Annotated in this window: 15 protein-coding genes; 5 read left to right on the forward strand and 10 right to left on the reverse strand. The window is 61.2% G+C overall.

All coding sequences use genetic code 11. The features are described from left to right. Nucleotides 1-292: 292 nt before the first annotated feature. The 4 genes from dacB to ACW9JE_RS12405 all read right to left on the reverse strand — a co-directional run bounded on the left by dacB (nucleotide 293) and on the right by ACW9JE_RS12405 (nucleotide 4,962). Nucleotides 293-1,753: a D-alanyl-D-alanine carboxypeptidase/D-alanyl-D-alanine endopeptidase gene (dacB, locus tag ACW9JE_RS12390; protein ID WP_224535402.1), complete on the reverse strand. Its 1,461-nt coding sequence runs from the start codon at nucleotides 1,751-1,753 to the stop codon at nucleotides 293-295. A gap of 189 nt (nucleotides 1,754-1,942) precedes the next feature. Further along, on the reverse strand, nucleotides 1,943-2,287 hold the full coding sequence (locus ACW9JE_RS12395; protein ID WP_008027379.1) for a YggL family protein: 345 nt from the start codon (nucleotides 2,285-2,287) through the stop codon (nucleotides 1,943-1,945). Nucleotides 2,288-2,399: 112 nt separating this feature from the next. Next, nucleotides 2,400-3,707 carry a Xaa-Pro dipeptidase gene (locus ACW9JE_RS12400; RefSeq protein ID WP_457432919.1) on the reverse strand — a complete coding sequence of 436 codons (1,308 nt, stop codon included), beginning with the start codon at nucleotides 3,705-3,707 and terminating at the stop codon, nucleotides 2,400-2,402. A 34-nt stretch (nucleotides 3,708-3,741) separates the two neighbouring features. After that, a complete protein-coding gene (locus ACW9JE_RS12405) occupies nucleotides 3,742-4,962 on the reverse strand; it encodes an OprD family outer membrane porin (RefSeq protein ID WP_224535398.1) in 1,221 nt (406 codons plus the stop codon). A 308-nt stretch (nucleotides 4,963-5,270) separates the two neighbouring features. On the opposite strand from ACW9JE_RS12405, the gene ACW9JE_RS12410 reads away from it, so the two are divergent. From ACW9JE_RS12410 to ACW9JE_RS12420, 3 genes are read left to right on the forward strand one after another with little or no spacing between them, the layout of a single operon-like run. Further along, entirely contained in the window at nucleotides 5,271-5,711 is a 441-nt protein-coding gene (locus tag ACW9JE_RS12410; protein WP_224535396.1) for a GNAT family N-acetyltransferase, read from the forward strand. A gap of 13 nt (nucleotides 5,712-5,724) precedes the next feature. Then, nucleotides 5,725-6,354, forward strand: coding sequence for an FMN-dependent NADH-azoreductase (locus ACW9JE_RS12415; protein ID WP_224535395.1), 630 nt, complete (start codon nucleotides 5,725-5,727; stop codon nucleotides 6,352-6,354). Continuing rightward, nucleotides 6,347-7,072, forward strand: coding sequence for an NAD-dependent epimerase/dehydratase family protein (locus ACW9JE_RS12420; RefSeq protein ID WP_457432920.1), 726 nt, complete (start codon nucleotides 6,347-6,349; stop codon nucleotides 7,070-7,072). Before ACW9JE_RS12415 ends, ACW9JE_RS12420 begins: the two co-directional genes overlap by 8 nt. On the opposite strand, the gene pdxR is transcribed toward ACW9JE_RS12420, so the two are convergent. Beyond that, complete coding sequence (gene pdxR, locus ACW9JE_RS12425; protein WP_457432921.1) at nucleotides 7,069-8,481, reverse strand: MocR-like pyridoxine biosynthesis transcription factor PdxR; 1,413 nt, start codon at nucleotides 8,479-8,481, stop codon at nucleotides 7,069-7,071. The genes ACW9JE_RS12420 and pdxR overlap by 4 nt on opposite strands. Before the next feature lie 108 nt (nucleotides 8,482-8,589). Here pdxR and ACW9JE_RS12430 point away from each other — a divergent pair, with 108 nt between their 5' ends. Beyond that, nucleotides 8,590-9,651, forward strand: a complete 1,062-nt coding sequence (locus ACW9JE_RS12430) for a hypothetical protein (protein ID WP_457432922.1) — start codon at nucleotides 8,590-8,592, stop codon at nucleotides 9,649-9,651. Between the two features lie 25 nt (nucleotides 9,652-9,676). On the opposite strand, the gene ACW9JE_RS12435 is transcribed toward ACW9JE_RS12430, so the two are convergent. Continuing rightward, nucleotides 9,677-10,867 carry a benzoate/H(+) symporter BenE family transporter gene (locus ACW9JE_RS12435; RefSeq protein ID WP_457432923.1) on the reverse strand — a complete coding sequence of 397 codons (1,191 nt, stop codon included), beginning with the start codon at nucleotides 10,865-10,867 and terminating at the stop codon, nucleotides 9,677-9,679. A 370-nt stretch (nucleotides 10,868-11,237) separates the two neighbouring features. Here ACW9JE_RS12435 and ACW9JE_RS12440 point away from each other — a divergent pair, with 370 nt between their 5' ends. Then, nucleotides 11,238-12,002 carry a GntR family transcriptional regulator gene (locus ACW9JE_RS12440; RefSeq protein ID WP_224535386.1) on the forward strand — a complete coding sequence of 255 codons (765 nt, stop codon included), beginning with the start codon at nucleotides 11,238-11,240 and terminating at the stop codon, nucleotides 12,000-12,002. Nucleotides 12,003-12,220: 218 nt separating this feature from the next. Here ACW9JE_RS12440 and guaD read toward each other — a convergent pair whose 3' ends face one another. The 4 genes from guaD to xdhA all read right to left on the reverse strand — a co-directional run bounded on the left by guaD (nucleotide 12,221) and on the right by xdhA (nucleotide 18,371). Further along, nucleotides 12,221-13,525, reverse strand: coding sequence for a guanine deaminase (guaD, locus tag ACW9JE_RS12445; RefSeq protein ID WP_224535384.1), 1,305 nt, complete (start codon nucleotides 13,523-13,525; stop codon nucleotides 12,221-12,223). Between the two features lie 25 nt (nucleotides 13,526-13,550). Further along, nucleotides 13,551-14,408: a xanthine dehydrogenase accessory protein XdhC gene (xdhC, locus tag ACW9JE_RS12450; RefSeq protein ID WP_224535383.1), complete on the reverse strand. Its 858-nt coding sequence runs from the start codon at nucleotides 14,406-14,408 to the stop codon at nucleotides 13,551-13,553. 116 nt (nucleotides 14,409-14,524) lie between these two features. Further along, nucleotides 14,525-16,924, reverse strand: a complete 2,400-nt coding sequence (gene xdhB / locus ACW9JE_RS12455; protein ID WP_224540010.1) for a xanthine dehydrogenase molybdopterin binding subunit — start codon at nucleotides 16,922-16,924, stop codon at nucleotides 14,525-14,527. After that, a complete protein-coding gene (gene xdhA / locus ACW9JE_RS12460) occupies nucleotides 16,917-18,371 on the reverse strand; it encodes a xanthine dehydrogenase small subunit (protein ID WP_457432924.1) in 1,455 nt (484 codons plus the stop codon). Before xdhA ends, xdhB begins: the two co-directional genes overlap by 8 nt. Between the last annotated feature and the right edge of the window lie 112 nt (nucleotides 18,372-18,483).

The following is an 18,483-nucleotide window of genomic DNA, read 5'->3' on the forward strand; positions in this document are numbered from 1 at the left end:
CGGAATCGAGCTTTTAGTCCCGCCCACCCCTTCAAGTCTAAACATACAAGCGAGCCTGCTCGCGATGGCATTCGGTCAGCCAACATCTCTATTGAATGTGCCGGCCTCTTCGCGGGCAAGCCCTGCTCCTACAGGGTTTGTGGTTGTTTGTGGGGTTTGTGTACACCAGATGAACCTGTGGGAGCGGGCTTGCTCGCGAAAGCGGTGGGTCAGTCGATATTGATGTCGGCTGACACTATGCCTTCGCGAGCAAGCCCGCTCCCACATTGGATCGGGTTGAGCTTTAGAGCGGTTACAGCACCGAAGCCGTCTGCGCCACTTTCGGCTGGCGGTACAGGTCAAGCAGTACCTGATCGAGTACCGACGAGGCGCCGAAGGGGGCTTTGTCGTTGAGGATGGCGACCACGGCCCAGGTGTTGCCGTTGACGTCGCGGCTGTAGCCGGCGATGGCGCGTACGGTGTTCAGGGTGCCGGTCTTGACGTGGGCTTCGCCGCGCATCGCGGTGGTTTTCAGGCGTTTGCGCATGGTGCCGTCGGTGCCGGCGATGGGCATCGAGCTGATGTACTCGGCCGCATACGGGCTGCGCCAGGCGGCCTGCAGCATCGAGGCCATTTCCCGGGCGCTGACGCGTTCGGAGCGGGACAGGCCGGAGCCGTTCTCCATGACCAGGTGCGGTGCGGTGATGCCTTTTTTCGCCAGCCACTGACGAACCACGCGCTGGGCGGCCTTGGCGTCGTCGCCGTCGGCATCGGTGCGGAAGCGTTGTCCCAGGCTCAGGAACAGCTGCTGGGCCATGGTGTTGTTACTGTATTTGTTGATGTCGCGAATGATTTCCGCCAGATCCGGCGAGAACGCCCGGGCCAGTACCTTGGCGTCTTTTGGCGTTGGCGCCAGCACGTCACGGCCCTGGATGCTGCCACCCAGTTCTTTCCAGATCGCCCGCACGGCGCCGGCGGTGTAGGTCGCGTGGTCGAGCAGCGACAGGTACGTCTGCGAGCTGCAGCCGTCGCCCAACTGGCCGCCGACGGTGACCGTCACGCTGCCGTCGGCCTGAGGCACCGGGTTGTAGCGCACGCCGCCGGTGCATTGCTTGGAAGGAAGCGCCTTGACCTGATTCTCGATACGAATGCTGGCAATCGGCGGTTCCACCGAAATCAGCACGCGCCCGCCGTCGTTGCGGGCCACGAAGCGCAGGGCCTTGAGATTGACCAGCAGGGCGTCAGGCTTGACCAGGAACGGCTTGTTCTCGTCATTGCCGTCGTCATTGAACTCGGGCAGTTGCGGCTGCACGAAGAAGTTCTTGTCCAGCACCAGATCACCGGTGACCTGGGTCACGCCATTGGCGCGCAGGTCGCGCATCAACAGCCAGAGCTTTTCCATGTTCAGCTTCGGATCGCCGCCACCCTTGAGGTAGAGGTTGCCGTTGAGAATGCCGCCGCTCAGTGTGCCGTCAGTGTAGAACTCGGTTTTCCACTGGTGGTTGGGGCCGAGCATTTCCAGCGCCGCGTAAGTGGTCACCAGCTTCATGGTCGAGGCGGGGTTGACCGACACGTCGGCATTGAAGATGGTCGGGGTGCCGGGGCCGTTGAGCGGGATCATCACCAGCGACAGGGCGTTGTCCTGCAACTTGCTGGCCTTCAGGGCTTTTTCGACGTTGGGCGTCAGGGAGGTGTTGATCGTTTCAGCGGAAGCGGGGAGGGCCAGCGGCAAAAGGAAGCTGGCCAGCAGCAATGGACGCAACGATTTGATCATGTGAAATAAGACCCTGCAGTCGAGGGGAAATTGACGAGGGCATGAAAATGAAAGCCCTCAGCGGTGACAAAAGTGTCGGCATTATGCCCCAAGGTGTTGCGGCCTTGGTCTGCTAATCCGCTATTTTTTCAAATCGTGTTGCGGGCCATAAAGAAAAAGGGCCATCACAATGGATGGCCCTTTTGAACATCAAGCTACCGGATTGATCGGCTTTTCCGGGTACCAGACGTCGATCAGCGGGCTGACGGTGACTTCGGTCAGTTCGCTGCGGCCCTTGAGCCAGGCTTCAACGGCAGCGCGCTGCTCTTCGGAGACCGAACCGCGCTTCTGCAGGCAAACCAGACCGAAGTCGTCGCCGCCAACATAGCCAAGACCGTTGGCTTCCATGGCTTCTTTCAGAAACGCGTCGAGGAATGCGTCGATTGCCTCGTCAGCCAGATCTTCCTTGAAGTCCAGGTTCAATTCGAAACCCAATTCCTGGAACTCGTCTACACAAAGCTTTTTGCGCAGACGCTGGGAACGGTTAGTGGCCATGAAACAATCCTCGTGAGTAATAACGCCGCGCATCTTACCAGCTAAGCAAGCTCCTTGCCGGTCGAGTTGTTCAATTAATACTACGTGCGGACCGCCGGTTTCATTACGCCATTCAGAGGCCGGGCAGGATATCGGCGGGCACAATGCTTCCGCCTTTCATGACCACGGGCAATTTCTCCAGAACACTGATGTCGGCAAGCGGATCGCCGTCCACCGCGATCATGTCGGCATAGCGCCCGACGCTGACGGCACCGACATCCTGCTGCCAGTTGAGCAGGTCGGCGGCAACCACGGTGGCGGACTGGATCGCCTGCATCGGCGTCATGCCGAACTTGACCATGTAGGCGAACTGTTTGGCGTTGGTGCCGATCGGATAGACGCCGGCGTCGGTGCCATACGCGATCTTCACCCCCGCTTTGACCGCCTTGCGAAAGGCCTGGCGCTGCACGTCGGTGGTTTCAGCGTTCTTGCGCAGGTAACTCTCCGGCCATTTTTCCTCGCGACCGACTTCATCGATGTAGTCGCCGTTATAAATGTCCATCACCAGATAGGTGCCGTTGTCCTTGGCCAGCTTGATGCCTTCGTCGTCCAGCAGCGACGCATGCTCGACCGATTTCACCCCCGCGCGGATCGCCGCCTTGATCCCTTCGGCGCCATGGGCGTGCACCGTGGCGTAGCTTTTGTGAATATTGGCTTCCTGCACCACGGCGCGCATTTCGTCCTCGGTCATCTCCATCTGACCAGGCTCGGTGCCCTCGGCCAGTACCGAGCCGGTGCCCATCATCTTGATGGTGTCCACGCCGTGCTGGAACAGGTAACGGGTCTTTAACTTGGCGTCGTTGGCATCGCGGTAAACCCCCACGCGCATGTCCGCCGGGATCTCCACGCCGGGGGCAAATCCGGTGACCTCGCCACCGCCGCCGGCCACGGTGATGTAGGCGCCGACCACGTTCATCCGCGGCCCCAACACCCGGTTGGCGTTGATCGCATCGCGCAGGGCGACGTCGGTGAAGGCGCGATAGGTGCCCAGGTCATGCACGGTGGTGAAGCCTGCGCGCAGGGTCTGATAGGCGTGTTTGGCTCCCATCAGCGCGACATCCTGAGGGGAGTGCAGCAGCGGTTCGGCGACATTGTTGGTCATGTCCCAGTCGGAAATGTGCGTGTGCATGTCGATCAGGCCCGGCAGCACGGTTTTGCCCGACCAGTCGATCACCGTGCTGTTGGCCGGTGGTGCGCTCCAGGGCTCGACGGCGACGATGCGATCACCGTCGATCTTGATGCGTTGATCGCTCAGCACTTTGCCTTTTTCCACATCCACCAGATGCCCGGCATGCACATAAACGGTGTCCGCCTGCGCAGATAAGGCCAGGGAAGAGAAAGTAATCGCCAGCGCAATACACTTGATCCGCAAGTTCTTCATGGGAGACCTCTTGTTTTTATTGTGATGAGACAGATCAGAAAAGATCGAAGGGGTATTCGGTGATGATTCGAAGTTGCTTCACGCTGTCGCCGGTAAAGGACTGGTCGGCATAACGGACGCGTACAGAGAGGTTCTTCAGGGCGCCACTTTCCACCACTGTTTTAAGGTCGATATCCCGTTCGATCTGTTTATCGGCATGGGCGAAGTAGGCGTACAAGCCTTCGGGATCAACTTTCTCGTTATCGATATCGAAGCCGTAGACGTAGCGAAGGCTGAGTGTCGTGTGCAAGTAACCGGTGCTGCCGAAGTCATAGGCATAACCCAGTCCGATGGACTGTTCGCCGGGGCCGTTGAAGTCGCCGTATTGCGAGGAGTTGGCCAGGTAGATGGAGTCCATGTAAGTCCCGTCGGACGACATCAGATAGTCGAACGGTTGGCTGCCATGAATTTTCTGATAGGACAGGGTGTAGCTGTGCGGGCCATTGCCATAAGTGGTCGCGAGCGACCAGGCCGTGACATTGATCGTGCCGGCATTGGCCTGACCGGTGTCGAGCGAGCGGTAAAGGTTGAAATCGAAACCCAGTGTCTGCTCCGCTTCCAACGGGAAGGTGTAGTTCGCGTTTACATAGTACTGGCGCCACAGGTCTTCCGCGCGGGATGCATAAAAGCCGAGGCTGCCTTCCTCGATCGGCTGCCAGGTCAAACCGGCGTAGTCCACGTCCCCGGCGTCGACTCCGGCGTAACCGGCCTTGAAGCCCTCGTCGTGATTGGTGGTCGTGTAACCCCGGGAAGAATAGAAATGGCCGATATCGAGGCTGACTGTTTCGATGTCATCGCTCAGGAGTTGAAAGCCCCGAGTGGTCATCGGCATCAATCTCAAGTCGGGCGTGGCGAATACCGGGTTGTAAGGACGCAAGTCGCCAAACTTCAAAACAGTGTTCGACCATTTGGCTTTTACAGAACCGTTAAGTGTCGATGACTCACTTCTTTCCCCGTCTCCCCCGACGGGAAACATGCCCGTGCCCTGAGTGCCGCGTCCACCATCGAGCTTGTAGGCGGTGTAGGCACTGGCGTCGATGCCGAAGCCAATAACGCCCTGGGTGAACCCGGACTGATAGTCCATCAGGAAACCCTGACCCCATCCTATTGCATCGGGATAGTGGGACAGCGAGTTGCGGTTGAAGTACATGTTGCGTGCGAGCACTTTGGCGGATGAGCCTTCGATAAATCCTTCAGGCTCATCTTTGGCTTGCACATCTTCTGCCTGAACGGGCAGAGAACTTGCGGATACGGAAAATACGAACAGTCCCAACAATGAACGCTTCTTCATTAGAGGCCTCAGGGCTTTGATTCTTATTGTTCTAAGGGAACGCCTGCGGGCCAAGAATGTGCTGCGGGTGGCGCAAATTACAGTGATGTCTGCGCATTAATTCGATGTGCGAAGCGCATAAAAAAACGGTGGCTGTCGGGTCTGAATGTCCTACCGATTTATCGCATTTTTGGATCTACCCGCTAAGTCATCCTGCCTCTACATTGATTCGACTTTCTCACCCGAGGTTGATCATGGCCCCCCAAGTGGATTTGCACGCGTTAACCACTCCGTCGGAGCTCGAAGCGTGCTTCGAACTGATGAAACAGCTGCGCCCGGCATTGGTGTCTCCTGCGTTGTTCGCCGAGCAGATTGCACGGCAACTCAAGCAGGGCTACCAGTTGCTGGCGGCCCGGCAAGACGGAACGTACGTAGGGCTGATCGGTTTTCGTGAGAGCGAGAACCTGCTTTATGGCCGCTTCATTTACGTTGACGACCTGGTGGTCGACACCGCAGCGCGTCATCTGGGCTTGGGCGCGAGTCTGCTCGATGCCGTGCGGGCCGAAGCGATCAGTCGCGATTGCGCGCACCTGGTGCTCGACACCGGTCTGCACATGCCGCTGGCCCAGCGGTTTTATTTCCGCGAGGGAATGCTGGCCAAGGGCATGCATTTCGTTCAGCCATTGTCGGAATGACGGGAGCAGGGCAGTGAAAGAGTTACTCATGATCAACAGCAGCCCGAATGGATCGGGCTCTGCTGGCTTCCGCCTGGCCATGGACATGATCGAAAGCCTGCGCAGCAGACGTCCGGAGCTGAATCTCACCGTACGCGACCTGATGGCTGATCCTTTGCTGCCGGTCAGCGATGCCTACTGTGAGGCCTTGCTGGGCGGTCGGGAAAACGATGATCCGGCCTTCGCCCAATCCGAGCGCCTGATCGTCGAGCTGGAACGCAGTGATGTGCTGTTTATCGCGACGCCCATTCACAACTTCACTGTGCCGGCCGCCCTCAAGCTGTGGGTCGACAATGTGGTTCGCGCACGGCGAACGTTCGGTCGCGGACCTAACGGGAAAATCGGCTTGCTCGCGGATCGACCGACTTACTTGTTGATCAGCTCCGGTGGAATTCATCGCGGCCCGCAAGCCAATCAGCCCGAATTCATCAGCTCGTTTCTGCGCTGCGTGTTGAACACCATCGGTTTGCATGATTTGCGTTTCGTCTACCTTCAGGGCATGGCGACGGGGCCGGGTGCGGTCAGCGCGGCCTTGCTGCAAGCCCGTCGGCAACTGAGTGCGGAGCCGGTGTTTTTCCCGTTGGAGGAAACCGCTCATGGCTGAAAGCATTTTCGTTGCAGGCGCTACCGGGGTTATCGGCAGTGTCCTGGTCAAGTTGCTGGTTCAGGCGGGTTACCGCGTGTACGGCAGCACGCGCCGTGAGGAGCAGGCCCAAAGGTTGCGTTCCCTTGGCGTGAGCCCCGTGGTTGTCGATGTTTTCGATGCCCAGGCGCTCGAGGCGCAATTGCTGCGGATCAAGCCCGACTGTGTCGTGCATCAACTCACGGATCTGCCACGGGGGCTCGACCCCACGCAGATGGCGGAGGCGATCGCTCGCAACGCACGATTGCGTGATCAGGGCACGGCCAATCTGATGGCGGCCGCGCGGGCATCGGGCTGTGCGCGCGTTGTCGCCCAGAGTATTGCGTGGGCGTATGCCGAGGGCCCCATGCCTTACGAAGAAGAGGCCGCGCTGGATCTGCAGGCGCAGGGCCTGCGCGCGATCAGCGTGGGTGGCGTGGCGGCGCTGGAACATCGGGTGTTGAACACGCCGTCAGTGGAAGGCACCGTGCTTCGCTACGGTCAGCTGTATGGTCCGGGTACCGGCACCGATCAGCCGTCGGGGAACAGCCCTTTGCATGTCGAGGCGGCGGCCTGGGCCGCGTTGCTGGCGCTGCGGTTGCACGCTAATGGCGTGTTCAACATCGCCGAAGACAACTCGCAGGTCAGCACTGAAAAGGCGCGGCGCATGCTTGGCTGGACGCCTGATCTGCGCGCTTAAGTCAGGCCCTGCATGACCTTTTCCAGGCGTCGCGCCAGTTCCAGGGCATGGGCCTGGTCTTTCACGTTGGTGAAGCCCAGGAGCAGGCCCTGCGCGGCCGGTGTCGAGGCGTACCAGTTGGATAACGCCTGGATGCTCAGGCCGGCCTCCCGGGCGCGCAGTGCGATGGCGCGGTCATCCATGCCTGGCGCCAGCCGCAGGATCAGATGCATCCCGCCTACCTGGCGATCGACCGAGCATTGATCCCCAAGGACCGCGTGCAGGGCGTCGGCCAGCAAGCCCCGGCGGGACGAATAGAGGTCACGCATTCTTTTCAGATGGCGGGGGAAGTGGCCTTGCTCAATGAACCTGGCGGTGGTGACTTGCCACAGTTGAGGGCAGTGACTGTGCATCATGTCGGCGATTTGGGTGAACCGCGCCACAAGGTCTTCCGATACCACCACATAAGCCAGGCGCAAGGCCGGCACCAACACCTTGCTGAAGGTGCCGCAATACAGCACCCGATTGCCGCCATCGAGGCTTTTCAGCGCGGGCAGCGTACGGCCCTGATAGCGGTATTCGCTGTCGTAGTCATCCTCGATGATCCAGCTGTTCTGCCGGTTGGCCCAATCCAGCAGGGCCTGGCGGCGCGGCATGGACATAGGGACGCAGAGCGGGCTCTGGTGAGTGGGTGTCACCACGGCAAAGCGCGCGTCCGGTGCCTGTTGCAGGGCGCTTTGCACATCGATGCCTTCAGCGTCGACAGGCACTGGCACGAGGTTCGCCCCCGCTTCCCGCAGGAAATGACTGGCGGCGAAATACCCGGGGTCCTCGACCCAGCAGCCATCGCCCTGGTTCAGCAGACTGCGGCAGATCAGATCCAGACAGGCGCGGTAGCCGGCGACAATGAAAATCTGCTCGGGTGAGCAGGCGATGCCACGGGACACGCTCAAGTAGCCCGCCACCGCTTCGCGCAGCGCGCGATGACCGCGGGCGTCCGGGTAAATCAGACCGTCCAGCTGCGAGTGGCGCAGCGTGTGGTGAGCCAGGCGATTCCACAGCGGGCCGGGGAACGCATCCAGCGCCGGCAGTCCCATCTGCAACGGCAGCGGCGGTTCGCCCATATGAATCAAGGGCGCTTGCGGGCGTGAGACGGGGGCCGCCCGGGGTTTGAGCGGAGCGGGTTTGATCCGCGGTGACACCACGGTTCCGGCAGGCCCGCGCGAGACAAAATAACCCTCGTTGATCAATAGCTGATACGCGGCCTCGACGGTGCCACGAGCCAGATTCAGGTCCGAGGCCAGCGCCCGGATGGAAGGCACGCGATCACCGGGTTTCAGGCGTCCTTCTGCAATCGAATCGCGAAAGCGCCAATAGATTTGCCGGAACAACGGAGGACCGCCCGCTTTTTCGGATTCGATTTTTCGCATTCCTATGTCCCAATCAATTCAAGCATTTTTGGATCTATAGCATAGGGCATGAAGAGGATAACGTGTCTGCGCTTTGACACTGTTTACCATCCCGACTGGAGAGCCCGAATGCTCAACACACTCACGCAGGACGAGTCGGTGCCTGTCGGCGCTGGCGTGCAATCAACGGAGGCCCGGCGCGTCATCTGGCTGACGGCGGTTTGTGCAGCGCTGTACCCCTGGGTGCTGGATGCCTTCCACTGGGCGGTGACTCCGGGCGCGGCCGATCAGCCGGTGTTTGCAGGCTCGACGGCCATGGCGACCTTGATGCTGGTGGTGGCCTTTGCAGTGCCGTTGATCTGTCTGCTGCAAGCGGGCCATCCGCTTCGGGCGGGCGCTGCAGATGCGTCGCGGGCGCGACGGTTTGCCTTCATCGCCATGACGGCGCCGACGACTTACGTGTTTTTCGGCGTGGTTTCCTACATGGCGGGCAGCCCGATTCCCGATACCTGGATCTGGACACCGGTGTGGCTGCTGTTGGGGTACGTGGCGATTCGAAAGGGGGTATCGCAGGCGCCGTTACGGGCGAGTCTGTCAGCGCCGCTGCGGGTGGCGCATGGGGTGTGTGGTGCGATCGCTGCGCTGTACGTGCTGTTTCACATCACCAATCACCTGTTCGGCCTCGTCAGCCCGCAGGCGCACGGGGCGGTCATGGACATCGGGCGCACGGTTTATCGGGCGTCTTTCATCGAGCCAATCCTGGTGATGGTGATGCTGTTCCAGATTGTCAGCGGCTTGCGCCTGGTCTGGACCGGAAGCGAGACCACCCTGGATCGCTATCGGGTTTTCCAGCTGGCGTCGGGGGTGTTCATGTCCGTGTTTATTCTCGGTCACATGAACTCGGTGTTCATCTTTGCCCGAACCTACCTAGGCATCCCCACGGACTGGGCATTCGCCGCCGGGTTGCCGACCGGCCTGATTGCTGATCCGTGGAACATCCGGCTGCTGCCGCACTATGCGCTGGGGGTGTTCTTCGTACTGGCGCACATGTTCTCGGGGTTGCGGGTGGTGTTGCTGGCGCATGGCGTCAAACCAACGGTTGCCAACACCCTCTGGTGGGTGGGCGCGGGCGTGGGGTCGTTGGTGTCGCTGGCGATCATGCTGGGCATGACCGGGTTGCGTCTGGTTTGAGATCACACAGGGACGGTGAGAGGGCCTAAGCCTTGCGCCAGTTCAGGATCATCAAGGTCACGACGCCCGCGACAATCCCCCAGAACGCCGAGCCGATGGAGAACAGCGTCAGCCCCGACGCCGTGACCATGAAGGTGATCAGCGCCGCTTCACGCTCTTTCACCTCGCTCATGGCGATGCTCAGGCCGTTGATGATCGAGCCGAACAACGCCAGGGCGGCGATCGACAGCACCAGTTCCTTGGGCAGGGCGGCGAACAGCGCCGCCAGGGTCGCGCCGAATACCCCGGCGATGCCGTAGAAAATCCCACACCAGACCGCCGCCGTGTAGCGCTTGTTGCGATCTTCATGGGCGTGCGGGCCGGTGCAGATCGCCGCGCTGATGGCGGCCAGGTTGATGCCGTGGGAGCCAAAGGGCGCCAGCAGCAGCGAGGCGATGCCGGTGGTGGTGATCAGCGGCGAGGCAGGCACGTGATAGCCGTCGGCGCGCAGCACGGCGATGCCGGGCATGTTTTGCGAGGTCATCGCCACCACGAACAGCGGAATGCCGATGCTGATGGTCGCGGCGAGGGAGAAGTGCGGGGTGGTCCAGACCGGTGTCGCCACTTCCAGGCGGAAGGCGCTGAAGTCCAGCAGTCCCATGAGCCCCGACAGCGCGGTGCCGATCAATAGCGCGGCCAGCACCGCATAGCGCGGCGACAGGCGCTTGACCACCAGATAGGTGAAGAACATGCCCAGCACCAGCGCGGTGCGATGTTGCGCGGCGACGAAGATTTCGCTGCCGATCTTGAACAGAATCCCGGCCAGCAGCGCGGCGGCCAGGGAGGCGGGGATCTTTTTCACCAGGCGTTCGAAGCTGCCGGTCAGGCCGCAGATGGTCACCAGGATCGCGCACGTTATATAGGCGCCAATCGCTTCGCCATAACTGACGCCACCCAGGCTGGTGATCAGCAGCGCCGCGCCGGGGGTCGACCAGGCGATGGTGATCGGCGTGCGATAGCGCAACGACAGACCGATCGAACACACCGCCATGCCGATGGAAATCGCCCAGATCCACGACGAAATCTGCCCGCTGGTCAGCCCCGCCGCCTGTCCGGCCTGGAACATCAGGACCAGGGAGCTGGTGTAGCCGGTCATCATCGCGATGAAACCGGCGACGATGGCCGATGGAGAGGTATCGGCCAGGGGGCGCAATTGCGTGTGCGTGGCGTCGTTCATGACGGCGGTGGTCCTGTTTCTGCTGAAGATATCCGTGGCTCCGCAATTTTCTCCTGTAGGAGCCAGCTTGCTCGCGATGGACGCCCAGGCACCGCTGGGCATCAGGCATCCAGCGTTATCGTTGACGACCATCGCGAGCAAGCTGGCTCCTACAGGGAGCGGGGTGACGCAACGGTTTTGTGGGTTTAAGCCTAAACTCAAACGTAAGAAGGTGTTGCCATACAGCGAAGGCTACAAACAGCCATACAGTCGTGTCGCCACTAACCATTGTGTACAATCGCGGTACTTTTTACGCGATACTTGCCAGCGACCCACTGTGCCGTATTACAGTCACCGTCAATTCGCCGCAGTTCTCCCGACTCGAGTGCCCATGAACGAACAGTTGCAGCCCCTCAAGAAACAACCGCGCGCAGGCAAAGCCGGGCGCAGCGGTACCCAGGACGATATTGTCTACGCGCATATCTTCGAGGCCATCCTCGAACAGCGTCTGGCGCCCGGCACAAAGTTGAGCGAAGAAGCGCTGGGGGAGATTTTCGGGGTCAGTCGCACTATCATTCGCCGCGCGCTGTCGCGTCTGGCCCATGAAAGTGTGGTGTTGCTGCGGCCCAACCGTGGCGCCGTGGTGGCAAGCCCGAGTGTGGAAGAGGCGCGCCAGGTGTTCATGGCCCGGCGTCTGGTGGAGCGGGCGATCACTGAGCTTGCGGTTCTGCATGCAACTGCCGAGCAGATCGCTGAATTACGGCAGATGGTCAACGACGAACGCGACAGCTTCTCCCGTGGCGATCGCGGCGCCGGCATCCGTCTGTCGGGTGAATTCCACCTGAAACTGGCGGAAGCGGCGAAAAACGCGCCGTTGATCAGCTTCCAGCGCAGCCTGGTGTCCCAGACTTCGCTGATTATTGCCCAGTATGAAAGCGGCAACCGTTCCCACTGCTCCTACGACGAGCACACCCAGCTGATCGACGCGATCGAAGCGCGCAACGGTGAGCTGGCGGTGGACCTGATGATGCATCACATGGATCACATCGACAGCAAGCTCAACCTCGACGAGGAAAGTGCGTCGGATGATTTGCATGCGGTGTTCTCGCATTTGTTGCAGACCAAGAAGCCTGGGCGGTCGCCGGCCAAGATCTGATCGGAAACCGAGTCGCGCCAATCGCGGGCAAGCCCGCTCCCACAAGGATTTGTGTTGTAAACCAAAAGTGTGAGCACCTCTATATTTGTGGGAGCGGGCTTGCCCGCGATGACGGCCTGAGAGACACAAAAAATCCCCCGGACTGAAAAGTACCGGGGGATTTTTGTTTTCAGATCGTTCCCACGCAGAGCATGGGAACGATCAAGGCGCGAAAAAGCCTATCGCTGATGCACCAGATTCCCCGCCGCATAGGTCTGCAGCACCGTCCGGTCATCCCCCAGGGTCATCAACACGAACAAGGTCTCGGCAATATTGTTCGCCTGCTTCAGGCGATAGCCGAGCAGAGGCGTGGCGTTGTAGTCCAGCACCAGGAAGTCGGCGTCGGTGCCCGGTTGCAGGTTGCCGATCTTGTCTTCCAGGCGCAGCGCGCGGGCGCCGCCGAGGGTGGCCAGGTACAGCGACTTGAACGGGCTCAGGCGCGCGCCTTGCAGCTGCATGACCTTGTACGCCTCGTTGAGGGTCTGCAGCAGCGAGAAGCTGGTGCCGCCGCCGACGTCCGTGCCCAGGCCGACATTCAGCTTGTGCTTCTCGGCCATCGGCAGGTTGAACAGGCCGCTGCCGAGGAAGAAGTTCGAAGTCGGGCAGAACGAGATCGCCGAGCCGGTTTCCGCCAAACGCGCGCACTCGTCGTCGCACAGGTGCACGCCGTGAGCGAACACCGAGCGCTCGCCCAGCAGTTGGTAGTGATCGTAGACATCCAGGTAGCCCTTGCGCTCCGGGAACAGCTCCTTGACCCACTCGATTTCCTTGAGGTTCTCGCTGATGTGGGTCTGCATGTACAGATCCGGATATTCGGTGAGCAACTGGCCGGCGAGGGTCAGTTGTTCCGGGGTGCTGGTCGGGGCGAAGCGCGGGGTGACCGCGTAGTGCAAGCGGCCCTTGCCGTGCCAGCGCTCGATCAGCGCCTTGCTTTCCAGGTAACTGGATTCGGCGGTGTCGGTCAGGTAGTCCGGGGCGTTGCGGTCCATCATCACCTTGCCGGCGATCATGCGCAGATCCAGCTGCTCGGCGGCCTCGAAGAACGAGTTCACCGATTGCGGGTGCACGCTGCCGAATACCAGCGCGGTGGTGGTGCCGTTGCGCAGCAGTTCCTTGATGAAAATGTCCGCGACGTCATCGGCGTGGGCTTTGTCGGCGAACTGGCTTTCGCACGGGAAGGTGTAGGTGTTGAGCCAGTCCAGCAACTGCTCGCCGTAGGCGCCGACCATGCCGGTCTGCGGCAGGTGGATGTGGGTGTCGATGAAGCCCGGGGTGATCAGCGAGTCCTGATAGTGAGTGATCTCGATGTCCGCCGGCAGAGTCGGCAGCAGTTCGCTGGCGTGGCCGAGGGCGCTGATTTTGCCGTTATCGACCACCAGCAGGCCGTCCTCGAAATACTCATAGGAGGCTTCGATGCCCACTTCGGCGGGGTCGGCGATGCTGTGCAAAATGGCGGCGCGGTAGGCTTTGCGAGTCAAGGGCATGATCGTTCTCTATTTATGAGGCTTATCAATTTGAGGCTTTCAATTGTGTGGCCTGGCTGCGGCGCGATACCGGCAGCAGCTTGGCAATCGGCTCGGCGCTGGAGGTTTGCTGGCCGAAATTCGCGTTGTAGGTGGCGATGATTTCGCCGGCGATGGAGATGGCGATTTCCACAGGCAATTTGCCTTTGACTTCGCCGATGCCCATCGGGCAGCGCATGCGTTGCACCACGCCGCTGTCGAAACCGCGGTCGCGCAGGCGGTGTTCGAACTTCACCCGCTTGGTCTTCGAGCCGATCAGGCCGAAGTAGGCGAAGTCGTTGCGCTTGAGGATCGCGGCGGTCAGTTCCAGGTCTAGCTGGTGATTGTGGGTCATGACGATGCAGTAGCTGCCGGCTGGCAGGTCGTCGATTTCGTCCACCGGTTCTTCGCTGACGATCTTGCGCACGCCATGGGGGATCTGTTCGGGGAATTCGTCTTCGCGTGAGTCGATCCAGCGCACCCGGCAGGGCAGGCTGGCCAGCAGCGGCACCAGCGCGCGGCCGACGTGACCGGCGCCGAACACGGCGATCTGCGCCTGGACCTGGCCCATCGGTTCGAACAGCAACACCGTGGCGCCACCGCAGCACTGGCCCAGGCTGGCGCCGAGGCTGAAGCGCTCCAGATGGGTGTCCTGCTTGCCGCTGGCGAGCATCTCGCGGGCGATCTGCATGGCCTTGTATTCCAGGTGCCCGCCGCCGATGGTGTCGAAGGCTTGCTGGGCACTGATGACCATCTTCGAGCCGGCATTGCGCGGAGTCGAGCCGAGCTCTTCGATGATGGTCACCAACACGCAGGGTTCACCGCGGTTTTGCAGGTCGGCGAGGGCGTCGATCCAGTTGTACATGTTTCACCTCAACATCTCTGTTGTCTGTACCGGCCTCTTCGCGGGCAAGCCTCGCTCCTACAGATCGCTTGATCCTTGTAGGAGCGAGGCTCGCCCGCGAAGGCCGCGCCTCGGTCTCAGAGCGGAGCCAACTCGGCTTCAGCATCTACAGGCTTCACCGCCTTCAACTGCCGCATCTGTTCACAACCCCACAACACCCGCTCCGGCGTCGCCGGCGCATCGATCTTCGGCTGATGTTTGTAATCACCCAGGCTCGCCACCGCATCCTTGATCGCGCACCACGCCGCAATGCCGAGCATGAACGGCGGCTCACCCACGGCCTTGGAGTGGAACACCGTGTCTTCCGGGTTCTTGCGGTTTTCCACCAGCTTGACGCGCAAATCCAGCGGCATGTCCGCCACGGCCGGGATCTTGTAACTGGCCGGGCCGTTGGTCATCAGCTTGCCCTTGTTGTTCCACACCAGCTCTTCCATGGTCAGCCAGCCCATGCCCTGAATGAAGCCGCCCTCGACCTGGCCGATGTCGATGGCCGGGTTCAGCGAGGCGCCGACGTCGTGGAGGATGTCGGTGCGCAGCATCTTGTATTCGCCGGTCAGGGTGTCGACCAGCACTTCGCAGCACGCCGCACCGAAGGCGAAGTAGTAGAACGGACGACCCCGAGCCTGGCTGCGGTCGTAGTAGATTTTCGGGGTCTTGTAGAAGCCGGTGCTCGACAGCGAGACCTGGGCGAAATAGGCCTGCTGGATCAGCGCCTCGAACGTCAGGATGTGATCGCGAACCCGCACGTGGCCGTTGTGGAAGACCACGTCTTCTTCGCTGACCTTGTATTGGCGCGCGGCGAATTCCACCAGGCGTTTCTTGATGGTTTCGGCGGCATTCTGCGCGGCCTTGCCGTTGAGGTCGGCGCCACTGGAAGCAGCGGTCGGCGAGGTGTTGGGCACCTTGTCGGTATTGGTCGCGGTGATCTGCACGCGGTCCATTTCCACTTGGAACACTTCGGCCACCACCTGCGCGACCTTGGTGTTCAGGCCCTGGCCCATCTCGGTGCCGCCGTGGTTCAGGTGGATGCTGCCGTCGGTGTAGACGTGCACCAGGGCGCCGGCCTGATTGAGGAAGCTGGCGGTGAAGGAAATGCCGAACTTCACCGGGGTCAGCGCCAGACCTTTCTTCAGGATCGGGCTGTTGGCGTTGTAGCGACGGATCGCTTCACGGCGTTCGGCGTACTGGCTGCTTTCTTCAAGCTCGGCGGTCATCTCCTCGAGCATGTTGTGCTCTACGGTCTGGTAGTAATGGGTGACGTTGCGCTCGGTCTTGCCGTAGTAGTTGGCCTTGCGCACCGCCAGCGGATCGAGGGCCAGGTGGCGGGCGATGGCGTCCATCACTTCTTCGATGGCGACCATGCCTTGCGGGCCACCGAAACCACGGTAGGCGGTGTTCGACGCGGTGTTGGTCTTGCAGCGATGGCCGTTGATGGTGGCGTCGCCCAGGTAGTACGAGTTGTCCGAGTGGAACATCGCCCGGTCGACGATCGACGCCGACAGATCCGGCGAGCAACCGCAGTTGCCGGCCAGCTCCAAGGCGATGCCGTGCAGGCGACCGGTGCTGTCGAAGCCGACGTCGTACTCGACATAGAACGGGTGACGCTTGCCGGTCATCAACATGTCTTCGACCCGCGGCAAACGCATCTTGGTCGGTTGGCCGGTCAGGTGCGCAATCACCGCGCACAGGCAGGCCGGGCTCGCCGCCTGGGTTTCCTTGCCGCCGAAGCCGCCGCCCATGCGGCGCATGTCGACGACGATCTTGTTCATCGACACGTCCAGCACTTCGGCTACCAGCTTCTGCACTTCGGTGGGGTTCTGCGTCGAGCAGTAGACGATCATGCCGCCGTCTTCGGTGGGCATCACCGAGGAGATCTGGGTTTCCAGATAGAAGTGTTCCTGGCCGCCGATGTGCAGCGTGCCTTGAATGCGGTGTTCGGCAGTGGCCAAGGCGCCGGCAGAATCGCCGCGCTGATGGGTGTGGCTGTCGAGCACGAAATGGCGTTTGCGCAGGGCTTCGACCACGTCCAGCACCGGCTCAAGGTCTTCGTATTCGATGATCGCGGCCATCGCTGCCTTGCGTGCGGTTTCCAGATCTTTTGCCGCAACGGCAACCACCGGCTGACCGACGAATTGCACGGTGTCGATGGCCAGCAGCGGATCACCCGGCAGCAGCGGGCCGATGTCTTTCAGACCCGGCACGTCTTCGTGAGTGATGGCGATGCGTACGCCCTCGAAGGCGTAGCAGGGCGCGGTGTCGATGCTGATGATCCGGGCGTGGGCGCGGTCCGACAGGCGTGCATAAACGTGCAACTGGTTGGGGAATTCCAGGCGGTCGTCGATGTACTGCGCTTCACCGGACACATGCTTGGCGGCGCTGTCGTGCTTGACGCTGCGGCCGACACCGGTGGTCAGGTCCTGGGCGAACAGTTCAGCCAGCTCGGCCTGGGTCTTCTCTACGGCGTGATGGTTAGACATAAGCGGTCACCCGAGTCTCGATGTGCGGTGTTTGCAGTTCGATGAAGTATTTGCGCAGCAGGTTCTGCGCGCTGAGCAGGCGATATTCCTTGCTGGCACGGAAGTCCGAGAGCGGCGTGAAATCTTCGGCCAGGGCGGCGCAGGCACGTTCCAGGGTGGCGCTGTTGAAAGGGGCGTCGCGCAGCACAGTTTCGCAGGCGTTGGCGCGTTTCGGGATCGCCGCCATGCCGCCGAAAGCCACGCGGGCGTCGGCGATCACACCGTTTTCCACCCGCAGGTTGAAGGCGGCGCAGACTGCGGAAATATCGTCATCCAGGCGCTTGGAAACCTTGTAGGCGCGGAACAACTGCTCGGCGCTGGCGCGAGGCACGATGATCTTCTCGATGAATTCGCTTTCCTGACGCGCGGTGACGCGGTAATCGATGAAGTAATCCTCAAGGGCGATGGTGCGGCGGGTGTCGCCCTTGCACAGGACGATCTGTGCACCGAGGGCAATCAGCAGGGGCGGCGAGTCACCGATCGGCGACGCGTTGCCGATGTTGCCGCCCAGGGTGCCCTGGTTGCGGATCTGCAGGGAAGCGAAGCGTTGCAGCAATTCGCCGAAGTCCGGGTACTCGGCCTTGAGTGCCTCGTAGCAGTCGGAGAGGGCGGTTGCAGCGCCGATTTCCAGGCGGTCTTCGAAGTGTTCGATGCGCTTCATTTCGGCGACGTTGCCGACGTAGATCATCACCGGCAAGGTACGGTGGAACTGTGTCACTTCCAGCGCGAGGTCAGTGCCGCCGGCCAGAAGGCGGGCCTGTGGATAGGCGTCGTAGAGGTCTGCGAGATCGGCCACGGTCAGCGGCACCAGGCAGCGTTTGTCGCCACTGTTGAGTTCGCCGATGTCGGTCGGAGCAATGGCTTTGAGGCGGGCGATGGTTTCGGCTTCGCGGGCATCGAACTGATCCGGCTGCTTGCCACAGCAGGATTGCTCGGCGGCTTCCAGGATCGGCCGGTAGCCGGTGCAGCGGCACAGGTTGCCGGCGAGGGCTTCGTGGGCTTTGTGGTGGTCCGGCTGGTCGCTGTTCTTTTGCAGGGCAAACAGCGACATCACGAAACCGGGGGTGCAGAAGCCGCACTGCGAACCATGGCACTCGACCATGGCCTTCTGCACGCTGTGCAGTTCGCCTTTGTGCTTGAGGTCTTCAACGCTGATCAGCTGTTTGCCGTGCAGCGACGAAACGAAGGTCAGGCAGGAATTGAGGCTGCGATAGCGAATGTGTTCGCGTCCGGCTTCATCCGTCTGCAGCTCACCGACCACCACAGTGCACGCGCCGCAGTCACCGCTGGCGCAGCCTTCTTTGGTACCGGGTTTGCCGACGTGGTCGCGCAGATAGTTGAGCACAGTCAGATTCGGGTCCAGGGCGTGCTCGCTACGGAGTTCCTGGTTGAGTAAAAACTGGATCACGGAAGGCCTCGCAGACTCATTATTGTTGTTAACCGATGGACCGAATTTAGCAGGTCTGACTTTTCGGTCAATGGTTTTCTGACTTAAAGGTCAGGAAAAACCATTTTCTCGA

The organism is Pseudomonas sp. SDO55104_S430 (genome assembly GCF_054070595.1).

Bases quoted from the DNA above. Each gene is read 5' to 3' on its own strand.
- dacB (WP_224535402.1), bottom strand. From the start codon at position 1,753: ATGATCAAATCGTTGCGTCCATTGCTGCTGGCCAGCTTCCTTTTGCCG.
- ACW9JE_RS12395 (WP_008027379.1), bottom strand. From the start codon at position 2,287: ATGGCCACTAACCGTTCCCAGCGTCTGCGCAAAAAGCTTTGTGTAGAC.
- ACW9JE_RS12400 (WP_457432919.1), bottom strand. From the start codon at position 3,707: ATGAAGAACTTGCGGATCAAGTGTATTGCGCTGGCGATTACTTTCTCT.
- ACW9JE_RS12410 (WP_224535396.1), top strand. From the start codon at position 5,271: ATGGCCCCCCAAGTGGATTTGCACGCGTTAACCACTCCGTCGGAGCTC.
- ACW9JE_RS12420 (WP_457432920.1), top strand. From the start codon at position 6,347: ATGGCTGAAAGCATTTTCGTTGCAGGCGCTACCGGGGTTATCGGCAGT.
- pdxR (WP_457432921.1), bottom strand. From the start codon at position 8,481: ATGCGAAAAATCGAATCCGAAAAAGCGGGCGGTCCTCCGTTGTTCCGG.
- ACW9JE_RS12430 (WP_457432922.1), top strand. From the start codon at position 8,590: ATGCTCAACACACTCACGCAGGACGAGTCGGTGCCTGTCGGCGCTGGC.
- ACW9JE_RS12435 (WP_457432923.1), bottom strand. From the start codon at position 10,867: ATGAACGACGCCACGCACACGCAATTGCGCCCCCTGGCCGATACCTCT.
- ACW9JE_RS12440 (WP_224535386.1), top strand. From the start codon at position 11,238: ATGAACGAACAGTTGCAGCCCCTCAAGAAACAACCGCGCGCAGGCAAA.
- guaD (WP_224535384.1), bottom strand. From the start codon at position 13,525: ATGCCCTTGACTCGCAAAGCCTACCGCGCCGCCATTTTGCACAGCATC.
- xdhC (WP_224535383.1), bottom strand. From the start codon at position 14,408: ATGTACAACTGGATCGACGCCCTCGCCGACCTGCAAAACCGCGGTGAA.
- xdhB (WP_224540010.1), bottom strand. From the start codon at position 16,924: ATGTCTAACCATCACGCCGTAGAGAAGACCCAGGCCGAGCTGGCTGAA.